Annotated in this window: 19 protein-coding genes; 9 read left to right on the top strand and 10 right to left on the bottom strand. The window is 61.1% G+C overall.

The annotated features are described in order from the left end of the window. Positions 1 to 17: 17 nt before the first annotated feature. On the bottom strand, positions 18 to 1,064 hold the full coding sequence (locus AC3RCJ_RS25795) for an MFS transporter (protein ID WP_492957111.1): 1,047 nt from the start codon (positions 1,062 to 1,064) through the stop codon (positions 18 to 20). Between the two features lie 3 nt (positions 1,065 to 1,067). Here AC3RCJ_RS25795 and AC3RCJ_RS25790 point away from each other — a divergent pair, with 3 nt between their 5' ends. The 8 genes from AC3RCJ_RS25790 to AC3RCJ_RS25755 all read left to right on the top strand — a co-directional run bounded on the left by AC3RCJ_RS25790 (position 1,068) and on the right by AC3RCJ_RS25755 (position 10,373). Further along, positions 1,068 to 1,400 (top strand): LysR substrate-binding domain-containing protein, encoded by a 333-nt coding sequence (locus AC3RCJ_RS25790; protein ID WP_492957110.1) that lies wholly within the window; start codon positions 1,068 to 1,070, stop codon positions 1,398 to 1,400. Between the two features lie 284 nt (positions 1,401 to 1,684). Next, positions 1,685 to 2,668, top strand: a complete 984-nt coding sequence (locus tag AC3RCJ_RS25785) for an ABC transporter substrate-binding protein (RefSeq protein WP_492957109.1) — start codon at positions 1,685 to 1,687, stop codon at positions 2,666 to 2,668. Between the two features lie 242 nt (positions 2,669 to 2,910). Beyond that, complete coding sequence (locus tag AC3RCJ_RS25780; protein WP_492957108.1) at positions 2,911 to 3,714, top strand: cytochrome C assembly family protein; 804 nt, start codon at positions 2,911 to 2,913, stop codon at positions 3,712 to 3,714. After that, the gene (locus tag AC3RCJ_RS25775) at positions 3,711 to 3,968 is read left to right on the top strand and encodes a PP0621 family protein (RefSeq protein ID WP_492957107.1); all 258 of its coding nucleotides are present in this window, start codon (positions 3,711 to 3,713) and stop codon (positions 3,966 to 3,968) included. The genes AC3RCJ_RS25780 and AC3RCJ_RS25775 overlap by 4 nt, the downstream gene beginning before the upstream one ends. Before the next feature lie 116 nt (positions 3,969 to 4,084). Next, a complete protein-coding gene (locus AC3RCJ_RS25770) occupies positions 4,085 to 5,167 on the top strand; it encodes a sigma-54 interaction domain-containing protein (RefSeq protein ID WP_492957106.1) in 1,083 nt (360 codons plus the stop codon). Next, complete coding sequence (ampD, locus tag AC3RCJ_RS25765; protein ID WP_492957105.1) at positions 5,145 to 5,756, top strand: 1,6-anhydro-N-acetylmuramyl-L-alanine amidase AmpD; 612 nt, start codon at positions 5,145 to 5,147, stop codon at positions 5,754 to 5,756. Before AC3RCJ_RS25770 ends, ampD begins: the two co-directional genes overlap by 23 nt. Before the next feature lie 392 nt (positions 5,757 to 6,148). Next, on the top strand, positions 6,149 to 9,103 hold the full coding sequence (locus tag AC3RCJ_RS25760) for a ribonucleoside-diphosphate reductase subunit alpha (RefSeq protein WP_492957104.1): 2,955 nt from the start codon (positions 6,149 to 6,151) through the stop codon (positions 9,101 to 9,103). 118 nt (positions 9,104 to 9,221) lie between these two features. Continuing rightward, entirely contained in the window at positions 9,222 to 10,373 is a 1,152-nt protein-coding gene (locus AC3RCJ_RS25755; RefSeq protein ID WP_070218582.1) for a ribonucleotide-diphosphate reductase subunit beta, read from the top strand. Positions 10,374 to 11,093: 720 nt separating this feature from the next. Here the strand turns inward: AC3RCJ_RS25755 and AC3RCJ_RS25750 are convergent. Continuing rightward, complete coding sequence (locus tag AC3RCJ_RS25750) at positions 11,094 to 11,948, bottom strand: hypothetical protein (RefSeq protein ID WP_492957103.1); 855 nt, start codon at positions 11,946 to 11,948, stop codon at positions 11,094 to 11,096. Between the two features lie 486 nt (positions 11,949 to 12,434). Between AC3RCJ_RS25750 and AC3RCJ_RS25745 the strand changes: the two genes are divergently transcribed. Continuing rightward, positions 12,435 to 12,968, top strand: coding sequence for a YggT family protein (locus AC3RCJ_RS25745; protein WP_227742044.1), 534 nt, complete (start codon positions 12,435 to 12,437; stop codon positions 12,966 to 12,968). Between the two features lie 114 nt (positions 12,969 to 13,082). Here AC3RCJ_RS25745 and AC3RCJ_RS25740 read toward each other — a convergent pair whose 3' ends face one another. The 8 genes from AC3RCJ_RS25740 to AC3RCJ_RS25705 form a co-directional block, all read right to left on the bottom strand. Further along, positions 13,083 to 14,021: a carbohydrate kinase family protein gene (locus tag AC3RCJ_RS25740; RefSeq protein ID WP_492957102.1), complete on the bottom strand. Its 939-nt coding sequence runs from the start codon at positions 14,019 to 14,021 to the stop codon at positions 13,083 to 13,085. Positions 14,022 to 14,032: 11 nt separating this feature from the next. Beyond that, entirely contained in the window at positions 14,033 to 15,259 is a 1,227-nt protein-coding gene (locus AC3RCJ_RS25735) for a DUF3426 domain-containing protein (RefSeq protein WP_492957101.1), read from the bottom strand. 8 nt (positions 15,260 to 15,267) lie between these two features. After that, positions 15,268 to 16,212: a 50S ribosomal protein L11 methyltransferase gene (prmA, locus tag AC3RCJ_RS25730; protein WP_492957100.1), complete on the bottom strand. Its 945-nt coding sequence runs from the start codon at positions 16,210 to 16,212 to the stop codon at positions 15,268 to 15,270. Beyond that, positions 16,209 to 17,624 carry an acetyl-CoA carboxylase biotin carboxylase subunit gene (accC, locus tag AC3RCJ_RS25725; RefSeq protein WP_492957099.1) on the bottom strand — a complete coding sequence of 472 codons (1,416 nt, stop codon included), beginning with the start codon at positions 17,622 to 17,624 and terminating at the stop codon, positions 16,209 to 16,211. Before accC ends, prmA begins: the two co-directional genes overlap by 4 nt. Before the next feature lie 101 nt (positions 17,625 to 17,725). Continuing rightward, positions 17,726 to 18,190 (bottom strand): acetyl-CoA carboxylase biotin carboxyl carrier protein, encoded by a 465-nt coding sequence (gene accB / locus AC3RCJ_RS25720; RefSeq protein ID WP_492957098.1) that lies wholly within the window; start codon positions 18,188 to 18,190, stop codon positions 17,726 to 17,728. A gap of 91 nt (positions 18,191 to 18,281) precedes the next feature. Continuing rightward, the gene (aroQ, locus tag AC3RCJ_RS25715) at positions 18,282 to 18,719 is read right to left on the bottom strand and encodes a type II 3-dehydroquinate dehydratase (RefSeq protein ID WP_492957097.1); all 438 of its coding nucleotides are present in this window, start codon (positions 18,717 to 18,719) and stop codon (positions 18,282 to 18,284) included. An 82-nt stretch (positions 18,720 to 18,801) separates the two neighbouring features. Then, positions 18,802 to 19,353, bottom strand: a complete 552-nt coding sequence (locus AC3RCJ_RS25710; RefSeq protein WP_492957096.1) for a TlpA family protein disulfide reductase — start codon at positions 19,351 to 19,353, stop codon at positions 18,802 to 18,804. A gap of 19 nt (positions 19,354 to 19,372) precedes the next feature. Then, positions 19,373 to 20,011, bottom strand: coding sequence for a hypothetical protein (locus AC3RCJ_RS25705; protein WP_492957095.1), 639 nt, complete (start codon positions 20,009 to 20,011; stop codon positions 19,373 to 19,375). Between the last annotated feature and the right edge of the window lie 71 nt (positions 20,012 to 20,082).

The following is a 20,082-nucleotide window of genomic DNA, read 5'->3' as shown; positions in this document are numbered from 1 at the left end:
ACGTAGCAAGCACCGTTTCAATTCCGGCTTGCCAGCGCTTTGTTCATGGCGAAGACTGTAGCCAGCAACGAGACGACGAGAAATCCGATAACGGTCCATGCGAACGACGCCACGTCTGACCGGTCAAGCAAAATTCCACCGACAACGCCGCCGCTGGCCACCGCGGTGTTCCAGCCCGTCGTGTACATCGATTGCGCCACATCAACCGACTCGCCGGCAAAGCGGGACAAGGCCGTTTGAGTGATTGTGGCAAAGCCGCCGACAGCGAGGCCCCATACCGCCACAGAGGGGTAGACCACCTGTGAAAGGTCGCCCCAAAGACCCAGCAGCAGTGATGCAACGGCAAAGACCATGACGCTTGCCACGGCAAGAAATTGCAGCCGACGATCGACCATGGCACCGACGAACCATAGGCCGATGATCGAACCGAGTCCGAAAACGAACAGGATGGTCTCCACGTTCACTGACAAGCCCGAAGGCGCGAGCAATGGCTCGATATAGATGTAGAGAATGTTGTGGGCAACAACGAAAGTGAAGACAACGAACAGCACGGCGCGAATACCGGTCTTGAAAAATATACTGGAAAGAGGCTGGCGCTGCCCCTTGCTCTGGCCAGGGAAGTCGGGGACGATGGCGATGATCCACGCCATGAGCAAGAGCGCCAGGGTACTCATCAGGCCAAATGCGCCTTGCCAGCCGATGGCGCGGCCAAGCAGCGCACCGAGCGGTACACCGAGCACCAAAGCGATGGTCGCGCCGGCACCGGATATCGCGATCGCCCGTCCGCTGAGATGAGGTGGCGACATGCGCACCGCATATCCAGCCAGGAGCGTCCAGACGATTCCGCCGAAGACACCGGCGAAGAAGCGCGCCGCCAGAGAGAGGCCATAGCTATCGGAAAGCGCGGTGACGAGATTGACAAGCGCAAAGCCGAAGATTGCCGTCAATAGCAACGGACGCCGCCGCATGCCTTGCGTAAGCATGGTGACCGGAATGGCGGCGACCAGCGCACCGACTGCGTAGGCGGTAATGAACTGGCCTGCCAGGCTTTCAGAGACGCTCAAGCCTTGCGCAATAAGCTCGGCTCTTATCGAAGAGTCATCGTCGGCGCTCCCAGCTATTTTCAACGGGCTGGACTTCCGCAGCAAGCTGAAGACTTGGCCAACCACGCCTGCCTGCTGTACCGCTATCCCGCTACGGGCAAAATGGACGCATGGCCGTTGAGCAGGAACAACCAGCCCTTCTCCATGGATCTGCCGGGCAGCATGGTAACGAATGCGCTGGACCCGCAGATTTGCTTTGCCGAACAAGGTCTCGGCATTGCCTGTGTGCCTGACATCGCCGTGCGTCGTCAGCTGGACGAAGGCCGACTCGTCACTGTGCTGGACGAATACAACTAGGACTGCACCGCATTGCGCATATTGTGGCCCTCCAGCAAACATCTCTCGCCGAAGCTCCGGGTCTTCGTGGACTTCATCGTGCAGAACTTGTTTCCGCTCTGACAGTGGACATGGCGTGAGGTACAGGGCTGTATTCATGTCGTCAGACGGGGCATATATTGCATCGTGAAATAAAAAGGATTGCTCCTGGCTCAACACACGGTACTATCTCCCCATAATAAAAAAGCAGTGTTTCGCGTAGTTCTGCCCATGCGGGCACACACCAACCACCACAGGAGAAACCGATGCAGAAGAAATGGACCTTGAAGACCGGTATCGCCGCCGCCCTCATGCTGGCGTTCGGCATGGGCGCCGCCCAGGCACAGGAAGTCGTGCGCCTGGGGAATTTGAAATTCGCCCATTACGGCGCCGTGTCGTACATCAAGGAAATTGCGCCCAAGTGCGGCATCAAGGTCGAGGAACACGTGTTTGCCAAGGGCCTCGATGTGATGCAGGCGATCATCGCGGGCGAGCTGGACGTGGGTGCGACGGCGTCCGAGGCGGCCATTTCCGGCCGTGCCGGCGGCGCGCCCATCTATGTGGTGGCCGGCTTTGCCAAGGGCGGCGCGCGCCTGGTGGCGGGGGCGGGGCAAAAGATCGCCAGCGTCAAGGACTTGAAGGGCAAGCGCGTGGGCGTGACGCGTGGCGGCATCCAGGAGGTGCTGCTGCTGGCCGAGCTGGCGCAAAATGGCTTGAGCGTGTCCGAGCAGAAGGGCAAGGATGTGCAGCTGGTCTTCCTGGCCTACGCGGACTTGAACCAGGCGCTGATGGGCAAGAATATCGATGCCATGATGCAATCGGAACCGCAATCGTCGCAGGCGATCAACAAGGGTTTTGGTACTGAAGTCATCAAACCGTACGACACGCCTATCGGCGAGCCCGTGCGCACCATGGTGATGACGGAAAAATTCTACAAGGAACGCCGTCCCGTGGCGGAAAAATTCATGCGCTGCTTCGTCGAGGCCACCAAGACCTTTATCGACAGCAAGCCCACGGCGGAAAAATATGTGCGCGAAGTGATTTTCCGCGGCCAGATCACGAAGGATGACTTCGACGATGCGATCAGCAATTCGCCGTATTCCTACGACGTGACGCCCGAGCATATCCAGACCACCACCGATGTCATGGTGAAGACGGGCGTGGGCCGCATGGCGAAACCGCCCGTGGCCAAGGACTGGGTCAAGACGGACTTGCTGGAACAGGCGAAGAAGAGCCTGAACGTCAAGTAAGAAAACCTGTCCGCCGCAGTGTCCGATGGCCCGCTTGAGCGGGCCATCATTTTTTTGCGGCACACTAATATAGTCAGGCGGCGCGTTGCGGCGCGAAAGATTGTTGAAATCTTGAGGGTGCGCCACCCCGAGCGGCCTCAGGCGCGATATCATGGCAGGCTTGCATCGGCGAATGGACTTGTTGCCTGCCGCCCATGCTGTCGCTTGAATCGCGCTTGCCGGCTATGGTGTAAACTTAAAACATGCAGACCTATTTCTTTCTGATTGCCGCCCTGTTATATGCAGCGTGTGCGGTGCTCCCTTCTTCCCGCGCCCGCCTGATCGCCGGCCTGACCGGCGTCGCCTGGCTGGCGCACGCCGCCACCCTGTGGTTCGACCTGATGGCGCCAGGCACCCTGCGCTTCGGCTTTTCCGCCATGCTCTCGGCCGCGCTGTGGGTGTCGGTGGGTGCCTACTGGATAGAGAACCGCAATTTCAGCCTGGACGGACTGCGCCGCATGGTCATGCCCAGCGCCGTCATCGCCGTCGGCCTGGCGTGGGCGTTTCCCGGAAGCCAGGTCAGCATGGAAGGCAAGTCGGCCGTCTTCGGCTGGCATATCGCCGTGGCCGTGCTTGCCTACAGCACCTTGACCATCGCCGCCTTCCACGCCGTGTTGATGGCGTTGCAAGAGTCGCGGCTGCATACGCGCAGCGAAAGCCGCGGTTTCATCGGCAGTGCGCTGGATCAGCTGCCAGCCTTGTTGACGATGGAAAAATTGCTTTTCCGCATGATCGGTCTCGGTTTCATCTTGCTCAGCCTGACAGTGCTGTCGGGTATCGTGTTTTCTGAACAATTATTTGGCAAGGCGCTGACCTGGGACCACAAGTCGGTGTTTACCATGCTGTCGTGGCTGCTGTTTGCCGCCTTGCTGGCCGGGCGCCGCTTCCGCGGCTGGCGCGGCAAGACGGCCCTGAGCTTCACCCTGGCCGGTTTCGCTACCTTGCTGCTGGCCTATGTCGGCAGCCGTTTTGTACTTGAAGTGGTTTTACACCGAGGTTACGCATGACACGTGTTTTGTTTTGGCTGGCGCTGGTATTCCTGGTGCTGTTTGCGATTCGCAGCAAGATCCGGGGCTTGCAGCAGCGCGCCCGTGCCCAGCAGCAGCAACAGCCGCCGCATGCGCCGCCCGGCCGGGTGCAGGAATTGCCCGATGCCGAACTGATGCTGTGCTGCGCCCATTGCGGCGTGTACTACCCGGCGTCCGAAAACGTGCAGGCCAAGGGCCACGATTACTGCAGCCACGCGCACGCCACGCTGTAATCGCATGGCCGCCGGCACGCCGCATTGCTCATCCGTATCGTAACGTCCTCCGCCGCCGTCCAGGCGTACCATCTGTCTGCAGCGATCCGATATCGCCATCGCAGGGAGCTTCGAGCATGTCCAATTCGCCTACCATGGTGGCCGCCGGCAAGCTGGTGGCCATGGGCGCGCCACCGCAGCTGAGCGGCGACTCGGCCGCCATGCAGGCCTTGCGCGCGCAGATCAGCCGGATTGCCCGTTGCGGCGCGCCCGTGGCCATCCGCGGCGAATCGGGCAGCGGCAAGGAACTGGTGGCGCGCGCCATCCATGCCCAGGGCACGCGTGCCCGCTGTCCGTTCATCGCCGTCAATTGCGGCGCGATACCCGAAACGCTGATGGAGGCGGAATTCTTCGGTTGCCGTCCGGGCGCCTATACGGGCGCGCTGCACGAGCGTCAGGGCCTGTTCCAGGCTGCCCACGGCGGCAGCCTGCTGCTCGACGAGGTGGACGATTTGCCGCTGGCCATGCAAGTGAAGCTGCTGCGCGCCTTGCAGGAGCGCCGGGTGCGCAAGCTTGGCGGCAGCCGCGACGAGGCTGTCGACGTGCGCATCCTGTGTGCCAGCCAGCATGGCCTGGCGCGCGGCGTGGCGGCGGGCACGGTACGCCAGGATTTATATTACCGGCTCAATGTGATCGAACTGGCCGTGCCGCCGCTGCGTGAACGGCTGGCCGATCTGCAGGTATTATGTGAGGCGATCCTGGCGCGCCTGGCGCCCGGACAAGTCGTGCGCCTGGCGCCAGCCGTGCTGGAGGCCTTGCGCGCGTACGCGTTCCCCGGCAACGTGCGCGAGCTGGAAAACCTGCTGGAGCGGGCGCTGGCATTTGCCGACGGCGGGGTGCTCGCGCTTGACGGCCTGGGCCTGCCGGCTGCGCTGCCGGCGCCGGCCTGTGCCACGGTCACGCCCTTGCGGGCGGGCGTGGCGATGCCGCAACGGCAATTGTCCTTGCCCGGCATGGCGGCCGGCAGCGACGCGCCGCTTGTGCCGCTGGCGCTGTATATGCGCCAGGCCGAGCGCGAAATGATCGTGCGGGCATTGTTGCAAACGCGCTATCACCGCGCGCGGGCGGCGCGGCTGCTGGGCATCAGCGTGCGCCAGTTGCGCTACAGGATGCAAAAATTGAATGTACAGGAGCCCCATGCAGGCGTGGAAGATAGATGAAGACGGTTGGTGCGACGGCGCCGTGCGCTATGACTCGCCATACTGGGACGCGCGCCCGGCAGGCGCGCACATCGATTTGCTGGTGATCCATAACATCAGTTTGCCTGGCGGACACTTCGGCGGACCGCATGTGTCGGACTTGTTTACCGGCCGGGTAGATTATAATGCCGATCCTTCTTTCGCCGACCTGCGTGGCTTGCAGGTCTCGGCGCACTTTTTTGTGCGGCGTGATGGTGCGCTGTTGCAATATGTTTCGGCTGACCAGCGTGCCTGGCATGCCGGCACGTCCACGTTTGATGGCCGCCCGCAGTGCAATGGATATTCCATCGGTGTCGAAATGGAAGGCTCCGATTGCGTGCCTTTCCGGCCGCGGCAGTATCGTGTCCTGGCGGCACTGACGGCGGCGCTGTCGGCGCGCTACGGACTGGCCCATGTACGCGGCCATGAACATATCGCGCCAGGAAGGAAGACCGATCCGGGGCCATTTTTTGACTGGAATTTATACCAGGAAATATGGCAGGAAACCTTGCGCGAGCGGCCTGCGTTAGCGCTTACTACGCGGGTATTGGGCTTTCCATCCACACCCTGAAAAGTCAACCGAAATCGTATAAGAAAGTACAAAAAATTAGGTGGGCCGATGCCGGAAAACTATTGCATCGCCTTTCGATGGGCACTACAATTAGTGCAGAAATTGGATTTAACGACTATATGTAGTGCCATCCCAGACATTTTCAGAATTATTATCAAAGCTACCCTGCTTGCTGGTATGGCAACGGGAACTGGCGGTTCATCACCCTTGATCATGTTTCGCGCCAGCCGGGCAGTGACGGTTGGCTGTTTTAATTCTGACCCTGCTTGTGCATTATAAATTTACTATTTGGCAATAAATACCTGAAGAAACCCTGACCATCGGGCGTTCTATTCAACAACACACGCGGCAGCAAAACTGCAGGCTGACTTTAGCTGACAACGGGAGCTTCAATGCAATCACCACAAGATATTTCCATCCATCCAACGCCAGTATCGCCAGCGCCCGGCGCGGCCAATAGCGTGGCGAGCACCGGCGCGGCCTTGGGCGACTATCGCATCATCCGCCGCAACGGCGCAGTGGTGGCATTTGAGCCTTCGAAGATCGCCATCGCCATGACCAAGGCGTTTTTGGCCGTTAACGGCGGCCAGGGCGCGGCCTCGGCCCGTATCCGCGAACTGGTGGAACAGTTGACCGCTGGCGTGGTCGCCGCGCTGGTGCGTCGCCAGCCGGGCGGCGGCACCTTCCATATCGAAGACGTGCAAGACCAGGTGGAACTGTCGCTGATGCGTTCGGGCGAGCACGACGTGGCGCGTGCCTACGTGCTGTACCGCGCCAAGCACATGGAAGAGCGCCGCCTGCAGAAGGAGGCGCTGGGCGCTTCCGCGCAAGTTTCCGCGCCACAATTGAACGTGCTGGATAACGGCGTGCGCCGCCTGCTGGACATGCAGGAAGTGCGCGACCTGATCAACGCCGCCTGCGCCGGCCTGGAAAAGCACGTCGATGCCGACGCCATCCTCGCTGAAACCGTAAAGAACCTGTACGACGGCGTGCCCGTCGAAGAGCTGCACAAGTCGGCCATCCTGGCGGCGCGCGCGCTGATGGAAAAAGACCCGGCCTACAGCCAGGTCACGGCCCGCATCCTGCTGCACACGGTGCGCAAGGAAGTGTTCGGCAAGGAAGTGCCGCAAGCGGCCGCTGCCGCCGAATACCTGACGTATTTCCCGGCCTATATCGCCAAGGGCATCGCCGCCGAGCTGCTGAACCCGGTACTCGCCAGTTTCGACCTGGAGCGCCTGGCCAAAGCCATCGTCGCCGACCGCGACTTGCAATTCGGCTACATCGGCCTGCAAACCCTGTATGACCGCTACTTCCTGCACATCCAGGACGTGCGCATCGAAATGCCGCAGGCGTTCTACATGCGCGTGGCCATGGGCCTGGCGCTGAACGAGGCGGACCGCGAAGCGCGCGCCATCGAGTTCTACAGCCTGCTGTCCTCGTTCGACTTCATGAGCTCGACCCCGACCCTGTTCAATTCGGGCACCCTGCGCTCGCAGCTGTCGTCGTGCTACCTGAGCACCGTCTCGGATGACCTGGAAGGCATCTACGACGCCATCAAGGACAACGCGCTGCTGGCCAAGTTCGCCGGCGGCCTGGGTAACGACTGGACGCCGGTGCGCGCCCTGGGCGCCCACATCAAGGGTACCAACGGCAAGTCGCAAGGCGTGGTGCCGTTCCTGAAAGTGGTCAACGACACGGCCGTGGCAGTCAACCAGGGCGGCAAGCGCAAGGGCGCCGTCTGCGCCTACCTGGAAACCTGGCACATGGACATCGAGGAATTCCTCGACCTGCGCAAGAATACGGGCGACGACCGTCGCCGCACGCACGACATGAACACGGCGAACTGGATTCCCGACATGTTCATGAAGCGCGTCATGGAAAAAGGCGATTGGACCCTGTTCTCGCCATCGGACACGCCGGACCTGCACGACAAGGTCGGCAAGGCTTTTGAGCAGGCTTACCTGGGCTACGAAGCCAAGGCCGCCGCCGGCGAAATCCGCGTCTTCAAGAAGATCGCGGCGCTGGACCTGTGGCGCAAGATGCTGTCGATGCTGTTTGAAACGGGCCACCCATGGATCACGTTCAAGGATCCTTGCAACATCCGCAGCCCGCAGTCGCACGTCGGCGTCGTCCACAGCTCGAACCTGTGCACGGAAATCACGCTGAACACGGGCCCTGACGAAATCGCCGTCTGCAACCTCGGTTCCGTCAACATGCCGGCGCACATGAAGGAAGGCAAGCTCGATCACGTCAAGCTGGCCAAGACCATCCGCACGGCCATGCGCATGCTCGACAACGTCATCGACATCAATTACTACGCCGTCGACAAGGCGCGCAATTCGAACATGCGCCACCGTCCGGTCGGCATGGGCATCATGGGCTTCCAGGATTGCCTGCACATGATGCGCATCCCGTTCGCCTCGGACGCCGCCGTGTCGTTTGCCGACACCTCGATGGAAGCCGTCTGCTACTACGCCTACCTGGCGTCGACGGAACTGGCTGAAGAGCGCGGCCGCTATGAATCGTACGCCGGTTCGCTGTGGGACCGCGGCATCCTGCCGCAAGACTCGGTCAAATTGCTGGCCGAGGAGCGCGGCGGTTACCTGGAAGTCGATTCCTCGTCGGCCATGGACTGGACGCCGGTGCGCGAGCGCATCGCCAAGTTCGGCATGCGCAACTCGAACTGCGTGGCGATCGCCCCGACGGCGACGATTTCGAACATCATCGGCGTGTCGGCCTGTATCGAGCCGACGTTCCAGAACCTGTACGTGAAATCGAACCTGTCGGGTGAATTCACCGAGATCAACGGCTACCTGGTGCGCGACCTGAAGGCGCGCGACCTGTGGGATGAAGTCATGATCTCCGACCTGAAGTACTTCGACGGCTCGCTGGTGAAGATCGACCGCATCCCGCAAGACCTGCGCGATATCTACGCCACGGCCTTTGAAGTGTCGCCAAGCTGGCTGGTGGAAGCGGCTTCGCGTCGCCAGAAGTGGATCGACCAGGCCCAGTCGCTGAACATCTACATGGCTGGCGCTTCGGGCAAGAAGCTCGACGAGACCTACAAGCTGGCATGGCTGCGTGGCCTGAAAACCACCTACTACCTGCGTACCATCGCCGCTACCCACATGGAGAAATCGACCTCCAAGACGGGCGCGCTGAACGCCGTGGCAGTCGATGGCGGCATGTCGGCCAGCGCACAGAGCGCCCAGGCAGCGGTCGTGGCGGCTGCCGCTGCCGCCGTGGTGGCGCCCGTAGTGGCAGCTGCGGCGGACGACGCCGATGGCGAAGCCTGCTACCTGCGTCCAGGCGATGACGGCTTTGAGGAATGCGAAGCCTGCCAGTAAGATTTTAGTTGTCAGCCCAGAACTTCTGGGCTGATTCAATGTTGTCAATGTCCGCATTGTCCGATACAACGGGCCTGTTGCGGATCGCCGGCTCGCCGGCATGGAAAGGAAGAAGAATATGTCGTTGTCCTGGGATGATGAAACCACGTCGGCAGCTGTGCCGCGTCCGGCGCAGCAAGCGCCATTGGGAAATACCGATTTGAACCTGCCGGCAGGGGCCGAGCCGTCCGAAGCCAACGCCGAGCAAGTGGCGCGCCGCGTGAATGCCGACGACAAGCGCATCATCAACGGCAAGACGGACGTCAACCAGCTGGTGCCGTTCAAGTACAAATGGGCATGGGACAAATACCTGGCCGGCTGCGCCAACCACTGGATGCCGCAGGAAGTGAACATGCAGCGCGATATCGAGCTGTGGAAGAACCCGAACGGCCTGACGGACGACGAGCGCCGCCTGGTCAAGCGCAACCTGGGTTTCTTCGTGACGGCCGACTCGCTGGCCGCCAACAACATCGTGCTGGGCACCTACCGCCACATCACGGCGCCCGAGTGCCGCCAGTACCTGCTGCGCCAGGCGTTCGAGGAAGCGATCCACACGCACGCCTACCAGTACATCGTCGAATCGCTGGGCCTGGACGAAGGCGAGATCTTCAACGCCTACAACGAAGTCAAGTCGATCCGCGACAAGGATGAATTCCTGATCCCGTTCATCAATACCCTGACCGACCCGGCCTTCGTCACCGGCACGGTGGAAAACGACCAGAAGCTGCTCAAATCCCTGATTGTCTTCGCCTGCCTGATGGAAGGTTTGTTCTTCTACGTCGGCTTCACGCAGATCCTGGCGCTGGGCCGCCAGAACAAGATGATGGGCGCGGCCGAGCAGTACCAGTACATCCTGCGCGACGAATCGATGCACTGCAACTTCGGCATCGACTTGATCAACACGATCAAGATGGAAAACCCGCAGCTGTGGACGGCCGCTTTCCGCGAAGAGATCAAGGACCTGTTCATGAAGGCCGTGGAGCTGGAATACGCGTATGCGGAAGACACCATGCCACGTGGCGTGCTGGGTCTGAACGCGCCGATGTTCAAGGGCTATTTGCGCTTCATCGCCAACCGCCGCGCGCAGCAGATCGGCATCGAGCCGCTATTCGCCCAGGAAGAAAATCCATTCCCGTGGATGAGCGAGATGATCGACATGAAGAAGGAGCGCAACTTCTTCGAGACCCGCGTGACCGAGTATCAAACCGGTGGTGCGCTGAACTGGGAGTAATCCTTTTTCAGGCTACGCCAGCAAGCGCCGTCATCGTGACGGCGCTTTTTTTTCGCGTGCATGGCGGCGTAAAAATGCGTGCCTCATCCCGCCGCGCAAAGAGGCTTGCGCCAGGATTTTCGGATGCCGCGCATGCTGCGCATCGCAGGGCGAAAATATCGTTTCCGGAGACGCTGGCGGCGGCATTTGCCGCGCGATTGTGCGATAGCACGCGTATCGTGCAAAAAAGCCCGCGAAAACGTGTCGTGCCGGTTGCGCATTGACAAGGTTTTCGTGTACTTTATGAGATTGCAAATGCGAGCGTTAGAATGCGGGGTTTTTTAACCAGCGCGGTAGCGAAAAAACCTCGCAAAACAGGGATACAGATTTACACGGATATGCACAAAACCACACCGTTTTCGTCTGCCGCCGTGCCCGAATTTTTTCAGGCATGGCGGTTTTTTATTTGACGCATGGGTGTTGTGGCGAGCGCGATGCGAGGAGCGAAAAAACGCACGGCATCGAAAACGAATGACCGAATTCAGACTTTGCCACCAGCTGCGAGATAAAGCAGGGTGGCACCGACGATGGCTGAAGTGCTGCAAACGTGAGGAGTTGCAGCAGTTCAGCTGGTGCCGAATTCATTAGCGCAAACGACCGTTTGTGCCGATGAATAATTCGCCTGGCCTATCCCTGTGGTGGGTCGGACGGGTTTAAATCTTGTAGCTTAAATTTCTCATCTCAGATGAAGGAGAGACAAATGGCAACAGCCGCTAAGAAATCAGAAGTAAAGAAACCAGCCGCCAAGGCTGCTCCTGCCGCGAAGAAGCCGGCAGCCGCAGCGAAAGCGGTTGCCGCGAAACCGGCTGCCAAGGTCGCAGCCAAACCAGCCGCCAAACCAGCCGCAAAACCTGCTGTCAAGGCCGCAGCCAAGCCAGCAGCAAAAGTGGCTGCCAAGCCAGCAGCAAAACCGGTAGCGAAAGCCGCCGCGAAACCGGCTGCCAAGGTCGCAGCAAAACCGGCAGCCAAGCCCGCAGCGAAAGTTGCAGCGAAGCCTGCGGCCAAGGCAGCAGCCAAGCCAGCGGCGAAAAAAGCCGTTGCCAAGCCGGCGGCAAAAGCCGCAGCAAAACCGGCCGCCAAGGCAGCCGCCAAGCCAGCAGTGAAAAAAGCCGCAGCGAAACCTGCAGCCAAGGCAGCAGTCAAGCCAGCAGCGAAAAAAGTCGTCGCCAAGGCAGCAGCGAAGCCAGCCGCCAAAGCCGCCGCGAAGCCAGCAGCCAAGGTAGCAGCGAAGCCGGTAGCGAAAAAAGCCGTAGCGAAACCTGCAGCCAAGGCAGCAGCCAAGCCTGCCGCCAAAGCGGCAGCCAAGCCAGCAGCGAAAAAAGTCGTCGCCAAGGCAGCTGCGAAGCCGGCCGCCAAAGCGGTAGCCAAGCCAGCAGCCAAGCCAGCAGCCAAGGCTGCAGCCAAGCCAGCAGCCAAGGCTGCAGCCAAGCCAGCGGCCAAGGTGGCAGCCAAGCCAGCAGCCAAGGTAGCAGCGAAGCCAGCGGCAAAAGCTGCAGCCAAGCCAGCGGCCAAGGTGGCAGCGAAGGTGGCAGCCAAGCCAGCAGCCAAGCCAGCAGTCAAGGTAGCCGCCAAGCCGGCAGCCAAGGTCGCAGCGAAGCCTGCCGCCAAGGTTGCAGCGAAGCCGGCAGCGAAAGTGGCAGCCAAGCCAGCGGCCAAGGTAGCAGCGAAGCCAGCAGCAAAGCCAGCAGCAAAAGCTGCCGCCAAGCCAGCAGCGAAACCTGCCGCCGCGCCAGTCGTGGCAGCAGCGCCGGCAGCCGCTCCAGCGGCACCAGCCGCCGTGGCCGCCAAGCCAGCCGCCAAGAAGGCCGCGCCTAAAAAGGCCGCACCGAAGAAGGCCGCGCCTGTCGCCAAGCCATCGGCGCCTATCGCACCTGTAGCAAAAACCGTGTTGGCACCGGCTGCAGCCTGGCCATTCCCAACCAGCACCCGCCCATCGTAATTCCTGCGATACGGGTGCCTGGATGAGGCAACACGCCGCTGTGTGACTCAATCACACAGCGGTTTTTTTTTGGAGAATTAGTCGTGCTGATCGTTATCCTTACATTGATCGTTGATACCATCGCCACCTTGCTGGGCGGCGTGTTGCTGCTGCGCTTCTGGATGCAGGCGGTGCGCGTGCGGCCGCCCTCGTCGGTGGCGCAATTCACGTTTCAATTGTCCGACTGGCTGGTGCGCCCCCTGCGCCGCGTGGTGCCGGGCGTGGGTGGCTATGACTGGGCCAGCCTGATCGGCGCCTTCCTGATCGTGCTGCTGGCCAGCTCGGTGCTGTTTATTTCCGGCGCTCCCGTCGAGGTGGTGCTGCTCAAGTCGCTGCAACGCTTCCTGCAATGGATACTCTACGGTTTCATGGCCTTGCTGATCATCGAAGCCATTTTCAGCTGGGTCAACCCGCATGCGCCGCTGGCGCCGTTCGTACGGGCCCTGAACGAGCCGCTGCTGCGTCCGATCCGCAAGGTGGTGCCGCTGGTGGGCAGCCTGGACTTGTCGCTGCTGGTGGCGCTGATCCTGCTGCAGATTGCGCAAGTGCTGGTGGGGATGATTATTGTGCTGCGATGATGGTGATGCGAGGGGTAGGTCGGCTTAGCGTAGCGTAAGCCGACATCACCACTTGCCATGCCAGCGATGTTGTCGGATTACGCGCGGTCTTGCCGCGCTAAGCCGACCTACATATTAATAGCGGTAACCGAACGCCGCTTCAAACTGCTCGGCAATGCTTTCCGGCGTAAACACGTGGTTTTGTGCGCCCTGGGTGGCGATCTTGATGGCGCCCAGCAAGCTGGCCAGGCGACCGCTGGTTTCCCAGCCCAGCTCGTTGGTGATGCCGAACAGCAAGCCAGCACGGTAGGCATCGCCGCAACCGGTCGGATCCAGCACTTCCTTGGCGGTCACGACAGGAATGTCGATGCGCTTGCCGTCCGTATAGATTTCCGAACCCTTCTCGCCGCGCGTGACGATCAGCGCTTCCAGGCGGCTGGCGATGTCCGGCAGGGTCAAGCCCGTGCGTTCCATCAACATTTCCATCTCATAGTCGTTGGCCGACACATACGTGGCTTTGTTGATGAAGTCGATCAACTGTTCGCCGTTAAAGCGCGGCAACTGTTGACCCGGGTCAAACATGAAGGGAATGCCCAGCTCGGCCAGGTCGGCGGCGTGCTTGAGCATGCCCTGGTCGCCATCCGGCGAGATGATGGCGACCTTGGCCGGACCCGCGTTGGCTACCGGGTTTTCATGCGCGTACGACATGGCGCCCGGGTGGAAGGCATTGATCTGGTTATTGTCCGCATCGGCCGTGACGAAGCACTGCGCATTGTAGCTGTCGGCCTTGATCAGGATGTTGGCGGTGGAAATGCCCAGCTTTTGCAGGCGCTCCAGGTAGGCGGCGCTATCCTGGCCCATGACGCCGACGATGCGCGGATCGCCGCCCAGCATTTTCAGGCTGTAGGCGATATTGCCCGAGCAGCCGCCAAATTCCGTGCGCATGGTGGGCACGAGGAAGGAAACGTTTACCTTGTGCAATTGGTCGGCCAGCAGGGACTCGCCGAAGCGGCCCGGGAATTGCATGATGGTGTCGGTGGCGAGCGAGCCGCAGATCAACGATGTTTTGGTCATGATAGTGTCTGTTAAGGATAAAAGATGGCGATATGGTAGCCAGACGCCGGGAGCTGGTCTAATGCGAAGTACAGTTTGATGGTCTGTTCCGAGCGCGGGGCAAGGCCCTGGGCCACGTCGACGCTGGCGGGCAGGTAGTCGCGCGGTGCAATGACGCGGCGCAATACGGGCTTGTCGTCGCCGTCGTTGAGGGTCAGTTCGATGCTGGGCCACGCTTGCACGCTGCGGCCCTGGTTGCGCAGCAGGGAAACATAGGAGTAAGTGTTGTCCTTGAGTGTCTGCAATTCGCCTTGCTCGATGGCCAGTGCCTCTATCTGCGCGGGCAAGTCCACCTGGCAGCCGCTCAGCTTGCACAGCGCGACCAGCGTCGGCTTCCATTGCGGAAACTGCGCCGCCAGCGGATTGCGGAAGGTGGTCATCACCTGCACTGCTAACAAGAAGAGCAGCGCCAGCGAGCCGATGGCCATGGCCACGCGCAGGGCCTTGCCGCTCTGTGCGCGGCGCCGGCCCTGGGTGACGAAGGCAGGTTCCTCGTCCGCTGGCGCCATTGCCGCCTCTACGGCATCCTCGGCTGGAGCAGGAGCAAGGTGTGCCACGGGCAAGGGCGCGTATGCCGGCTCGGCAAATGTGGGCTCCTGGCGCGCGGCAGGCAGGGGCTTGTCCAGGCTGAGCGCAGGCGCGGCGGGCAATGCAGGCAGGCCGGTGTCCAGGCTGGGTTCCTGGCGGCTAGCACGCAAATACGTGGCGAAGGCGGGTGCCTCGTCGATCTGGCGGCGCTTGAACGGCGCCATCGGCTGGGGCAGCGGTGGTTCCGGCGGCTCCGCCGGCGCCGGCGCGGCGGCAGCGGCAGGCCCCTCGGACAGCGCATCGGCGGGCAAGCTGACGTCGAGGTCGAGCTCGATGTGTTCGTTGTCGTCTTCGTCGTCCTTGAGCTGCGCCGTTTCCGGCAGGATGCCGAACGGGTCGAACGAGGTGTCGAAATCGAGAGAATAGATGGGTTCGTCGTCCGTGGCGGACGGCAGGCTGTCTTCCAGCGCATGGGCGCTGAACGTTGGCGGGGCGGCGGCGGGCGCGGAGCTGACAAACGGCGACGCGGCGGTCGGATCGACCAGCGCGGCATTGCCGTCAAACACTTCCCTGCACGTGCCACAGCGCACGATGCCCCCACGTAACTTCAACTGGTCAGCAGCGACCCGAAATATCGTGTTGCAATGGGGGCATTTGGTGGCGAGGGCCATTGCTGTGCTTATGCACCTTCCGCGCGGGGCGCAGGCGCTTGCGTGGCGCCCAGGCGGCCATGCAGGGCCACCCAGCCGTCTTGCTCGGCCCATACACCCAGCTCGATGAATGGCGCATAGGCAGCGGCCACTTCTTCCGCCTGGCGCGCCAGCACGCCGGACAGGATCAGCGCACCGCCGTCGGCGACACGGCCCGACAGCATGGGCGCCATCAGCTTCAATGGGCTCGACAGGATATTCGCGACGACGATGTCAAACTTGGCCGTGGCGTGTGCCGAGGTGGCAAACGTGTCTGGCAAGAAATATTCGATGTCGCACTGGTTACGCTCGGCATTGTCGCGCGCCGATTCGATCGCCTGCGGGTCGATGTCGACGCCGGCCACCGTTTGCGCACCGAGTTTCTTGGCGACCATGGCCAGGATGCCGGAACCGCAACCGTAGTCGAGCACGGTCTTGCCTGGGGCCGGATGGGCTTCCAGCCATTCCATGCACAGGCGCGTGGTCGGGTGGCTGCCCGTGCCGAAGGCCAGGCCCGGGTCCAGTTCCAGGATCAGGCCGCTTGGGTCCGGTGCCTCGTGCCAGCTGGGTACGACCCAGATATTCTTGCCGATGTGAATCGGTGCGAATTGCGACTGGGTCAAACGCACCCAGTCCTGCTCTTCCACGGGGCGCATGCTAAAGGCGGGCACTTCCGCCATGCCGACCGCTTGCGCTGCGGCGGCCACGATGGCGGCCTGGTCGGCGTCGACGTCGGTCAGCGCCACCACGCGGCTGCGTTCCCACGCCGCTTCCTTCGGTTCCATGCCCGGTTCGCCAAACAGCGGTTGTTCGGCTTCCGTGCCTTCATCGGCGTCTTCCACCGACACGGACAGGGCGCCCGCTTCCATCAGCGCATCGGACATGGCTTCGGCGTTGTCGCGGGCGATTTCGATGACGATTTCAGTCCAGCTCATGCGCCCGCCTTGATTTCGGACTTCTTGGCGATGCTGGGGCTGCCGCCATTCAGATTCTTTCCCAGGTCAGGCATGTCGGCCAGCTTCTGTTCCAGATAGTGAATGTTGGTGCCGCCTTCGATGAAGCGCGCGTCGATCATCAGTTCGCGGTGCAGGGCGATATTCGTGTTGATGCCTTCGACCACCATTTCGGACAGGGCGATCTGCATGCGGCGGATCGCCTGCTCGCGCGTGGCGCCGTAAGCGATCACTTTGCCGATCATCGAGTCGTAGTGCGGTGGCACGTAGTAGCCGGCGTAGGCGTGCGAATCGACGCGGATGCCGGGACCGCCCGGCGCATGCCACGACACGATCTTGCCTGGCGATGGTGTGAACTTGAACGGATCTTCCGCATTGATGCGGCATTCGACGGCGTGGCCCGAGAGCAACACGTCGCGCTGGCGGAAACGCAGTTTTTCGCCGGCGGCGATGCGGATCTGTTCTTGCACAATATCAATACCAGTGATCATCTCGGTGACCGGATGTTCCACTTGCACGCGGGTATTCATTTCAATGAAATAGAACTCGCCGTTTTCGTACAGGAATTCAAACGTGCCGGCACCGCGGTAACCGATCTTGCGGCACGCTTCGGCGCAACGGTCGCCGATTTTTTCGATCAGTTTGCGCGGGATGCCCGGCGCCGGGGCTTCTTCGATCACTTTCTGGTGGCGGCGCTGCATGGAGCAGTCGCGCTCGCCCAGCCAGACGGCGTTCTTGTGTTCGTCGGCGAGGATCTGGATTTCCACGTGGCGCGGATTTTCCAGGTACTTCTCCATATACACTTCCGGGTTGCCGAAGGCGGTGCCGGCTTCCGTCTTGGTCATCGCCACGGCGTTGATCAGGGCAGCTTCCGTGTGCACCACGCGCATGCCGCGTCCGCCACCGCCACCGGCGGCCTTGATGATGACCGGGTAGCCGATCTTGCGGGCGATTTGCACGATCGCTTTCGGATCGTCGGGCAGGGCGCCTTCCGAGCCGGGCACGCACGGTACGCCAGCCTTGATCATGGTTTGCTTGGCCGACACTTTATCGCCCATCAAGCGGATCGATTCGGAACGGGGGCCGATGAAGACGAAGCCCGATTTCTCGACGCGTTCGGCAAAGTCGGCATTTTCCGACAGGAAACCATAGCCCGGGTGAATCGCTTGCGCGTCCGTCACTTCAGCGGCGCTGATAATGGCGGGCATGTTCAGATAGCTCAGGGCGGACTGTGCCGGCCCGATACAAACGGACTCATCGGCCAGCTTGACGTATTTCGCGTCCTTGTCGGCTTCGGAGTGGACTACAACCGTTTTAATGCCCATTTCGCGGCAGGCGCGCTGAATACGGAGGGCGATTTCACCACGGTTGGCAATCAGGATTTTTTCAAACATGGTAGGTTCGCGTATGTCTGTGAGAGCCGGCGAGCCGGCGAAACAACAAGTGTGAGGGGCTAAAACTGCAAACGGCCGTTGCCGGCCGTGTTGACTGGATTTTAACCGATCACAAACAGGGGTTGACCGAATTCGACCGGCTGGCCGTTTTCGACCAGGATCTGGGTCACGACGCCGGCTTTGTCCGAGTCGATTTCATTCAGGAGCTTCATCGCTTCGATGATGCACAGGGTATCACCTTCCTTGACGGTCGAGCCCACTTCAACATAGGCGGCGCTGCCAGGGGCGGAGGAACGGTAGAAGGTGCCGACCATCGGCGACTTGACCACGTAGCCCGTTGGCTCGGCGGCGACCACGACGGCAGGTGCCGCAGCGGGGGCGGCGGCTGGCGCGGCGGGCTGGTAGTGGGCTTGCATGCCTTGCGGCTGCATCATGACCATCTGGTTTTGCGGCATGGCCGACGATTTGACGATGCGAACCTTGCTTTCGCCTTCGGTAACTTCCAGCTCTGCGATATCCGATTCGGCGACCAGGTCGATCAAGGTCTTGAGTTTTCGTAGATCCATGTAAAACCCCTAGGAATGTAGTTTGTTTTATGAGTGATGCGGTGATGTCGAACAAGCTATCGCCGCGCTAAATGCGTGCAGATCGCGTAGATTAACGTTTTTTAAGCGCAAAGTCGATGGCAAACCGATATCCATCGATACCCAGGCCGCAGATCGTCCCCTGCGCGATCGCGCTGAGAAATGAGTGATGACGAAACGCTTCGCGCTGATAAATATTCGAGATGTGGACTTCCACAAACGGAATGGCCACCCCGGCCAGCGCATCGCGCAAGGCTACGCTGGTATGGGTCAGGCCGCCCGGATTGATGACGATGGCATCGATCCCTTCCGCTCGCGCGGCATGGATGCGGTCGATCAGCGCGCCTTCATGGTTGCTCTGAAAGCAGACCAGGTCGGCACCGGCGGCCATGGCTTGCGCCATTGCTGCCTGTTCGATATCGGCCAAGGTGCTGGCGCCGTAGACCTCAGGCTCGCGCGTCCCCAGCAAATTCAGGTTGGGGCCGTTGAGCAGAAGGAGGTTTTTTGCCATGTATGGAAGACCGTTTTAGCGAAAGTTCCGCATTTTGCCGCCAAAGATACGCATTGGCAAGAGAAAAAAGCACGCTCCGAATTTACAATTTATCCAGATCGGCGCGTAACTGATCAAATTTCAAGCGGCCCAGATAGGTCTTTTTGACTTCGCCATCGGCGCCGATCAGCACCGTAAAGGGCAAGCCGCCCGTGGCGTTGCCAAAATGGCGCGACAGGTCGGTGCCGCTCATGCCCGATACATACACGGGATAGGCGATCTTGATCTTGCTGGCAAAAGTGGCGATATTGCTGGCCGAATCGATGCCGATGCCGATCACCTGCAGGTTTTTCGCCGCATAGCGGCCTTGTACCTCGGATAACTCCGGCATTTCTTCCACGCATGGCGGGCACCACGGCGCCCAGAAATTGACCAGCAAATTCTTGCCTTTCCATTGTGACAAGGCTTGCGGGGCGCCCGCCGCATCCGGCAGCGACAGCGCATACAGCTCATTGACGGGGCCTGTCGCGCCGGGCGCGATGGTCGTCGTCAGCGGACCGGCTTTTTCTTTCTCTTTATGCATGCCCACGTAGGCGCCCATGCCGCCGAACATCAGGGCGACGATGGCGCAGGCGATCCAATTCTTTTTTGTCATAACTTTATCTATATCAATGTTAGTCGGCAGCCGGCGGCTGTTCGGCCAGGCTGGCGGCCAGCAGGCTGCGCAAGCCCGCGATATCGGTGCGCAGCACCTTGCCGTCCGCCTTGGCCTTCAGTGCCCCGCGCATGTCGTCGAGTTCATACATGGCCGCGTGCACGCCCTCGCTTTTCCACAAAAAACTGGCTGTCTCGACCGCATCATAACGCGCTCCCTTGAAATGCGGGCTTTCCGACATGTCGAGCACGACATTTTTATTCAGCAGGAAGATGTGGATATCCTTGGCGCTCTCGGCAAACAGTTGCAGATAGATCTCGTCGTGCGGCCCGGCCGTGCCATTGAGCACGGGGCCGCTGAGCAGCGGGTGAAATTGCTGCAGCGCCTCCATCACCTGCAAGGCGATCGTGCGCAGCTGGAACAATCGCGCCGGCTGGCTGTCGGCCAGGAACAGGGCATTGTATTGCCGCACCTGTTCCTCGATCATGTCGTTGTCAGGAAGTACATTGGGCCGGTTCGGCGCGTCGCCGAGGACCTGCCGCGCCGCCTTGCGCTTGGCGCTGCCATAGTCGGCGCCGTCCTGTGCCACGAGGCGCGCGGCAGCGGCGGCGATTTCCAGGCGCAGCTGCCGGGTATCGTCAAATGCATCAGTCGTCATGAGCGAGATGATACTCCGAAGCGGAAAAAGTCATGGCGTCGGGTAAAATCCCATACTTGCCCATTTTAATT

The sequence above is a fragment of the Janthinobacterium sp. GW822-FHT07H11 genome (genome assembly GCF_058798615.1).
The sequence above is the reverse complement of the archived record's forward strand: the minus strand, read 5'-3'. Positions and strand labels throughout refer to the sequence as shown.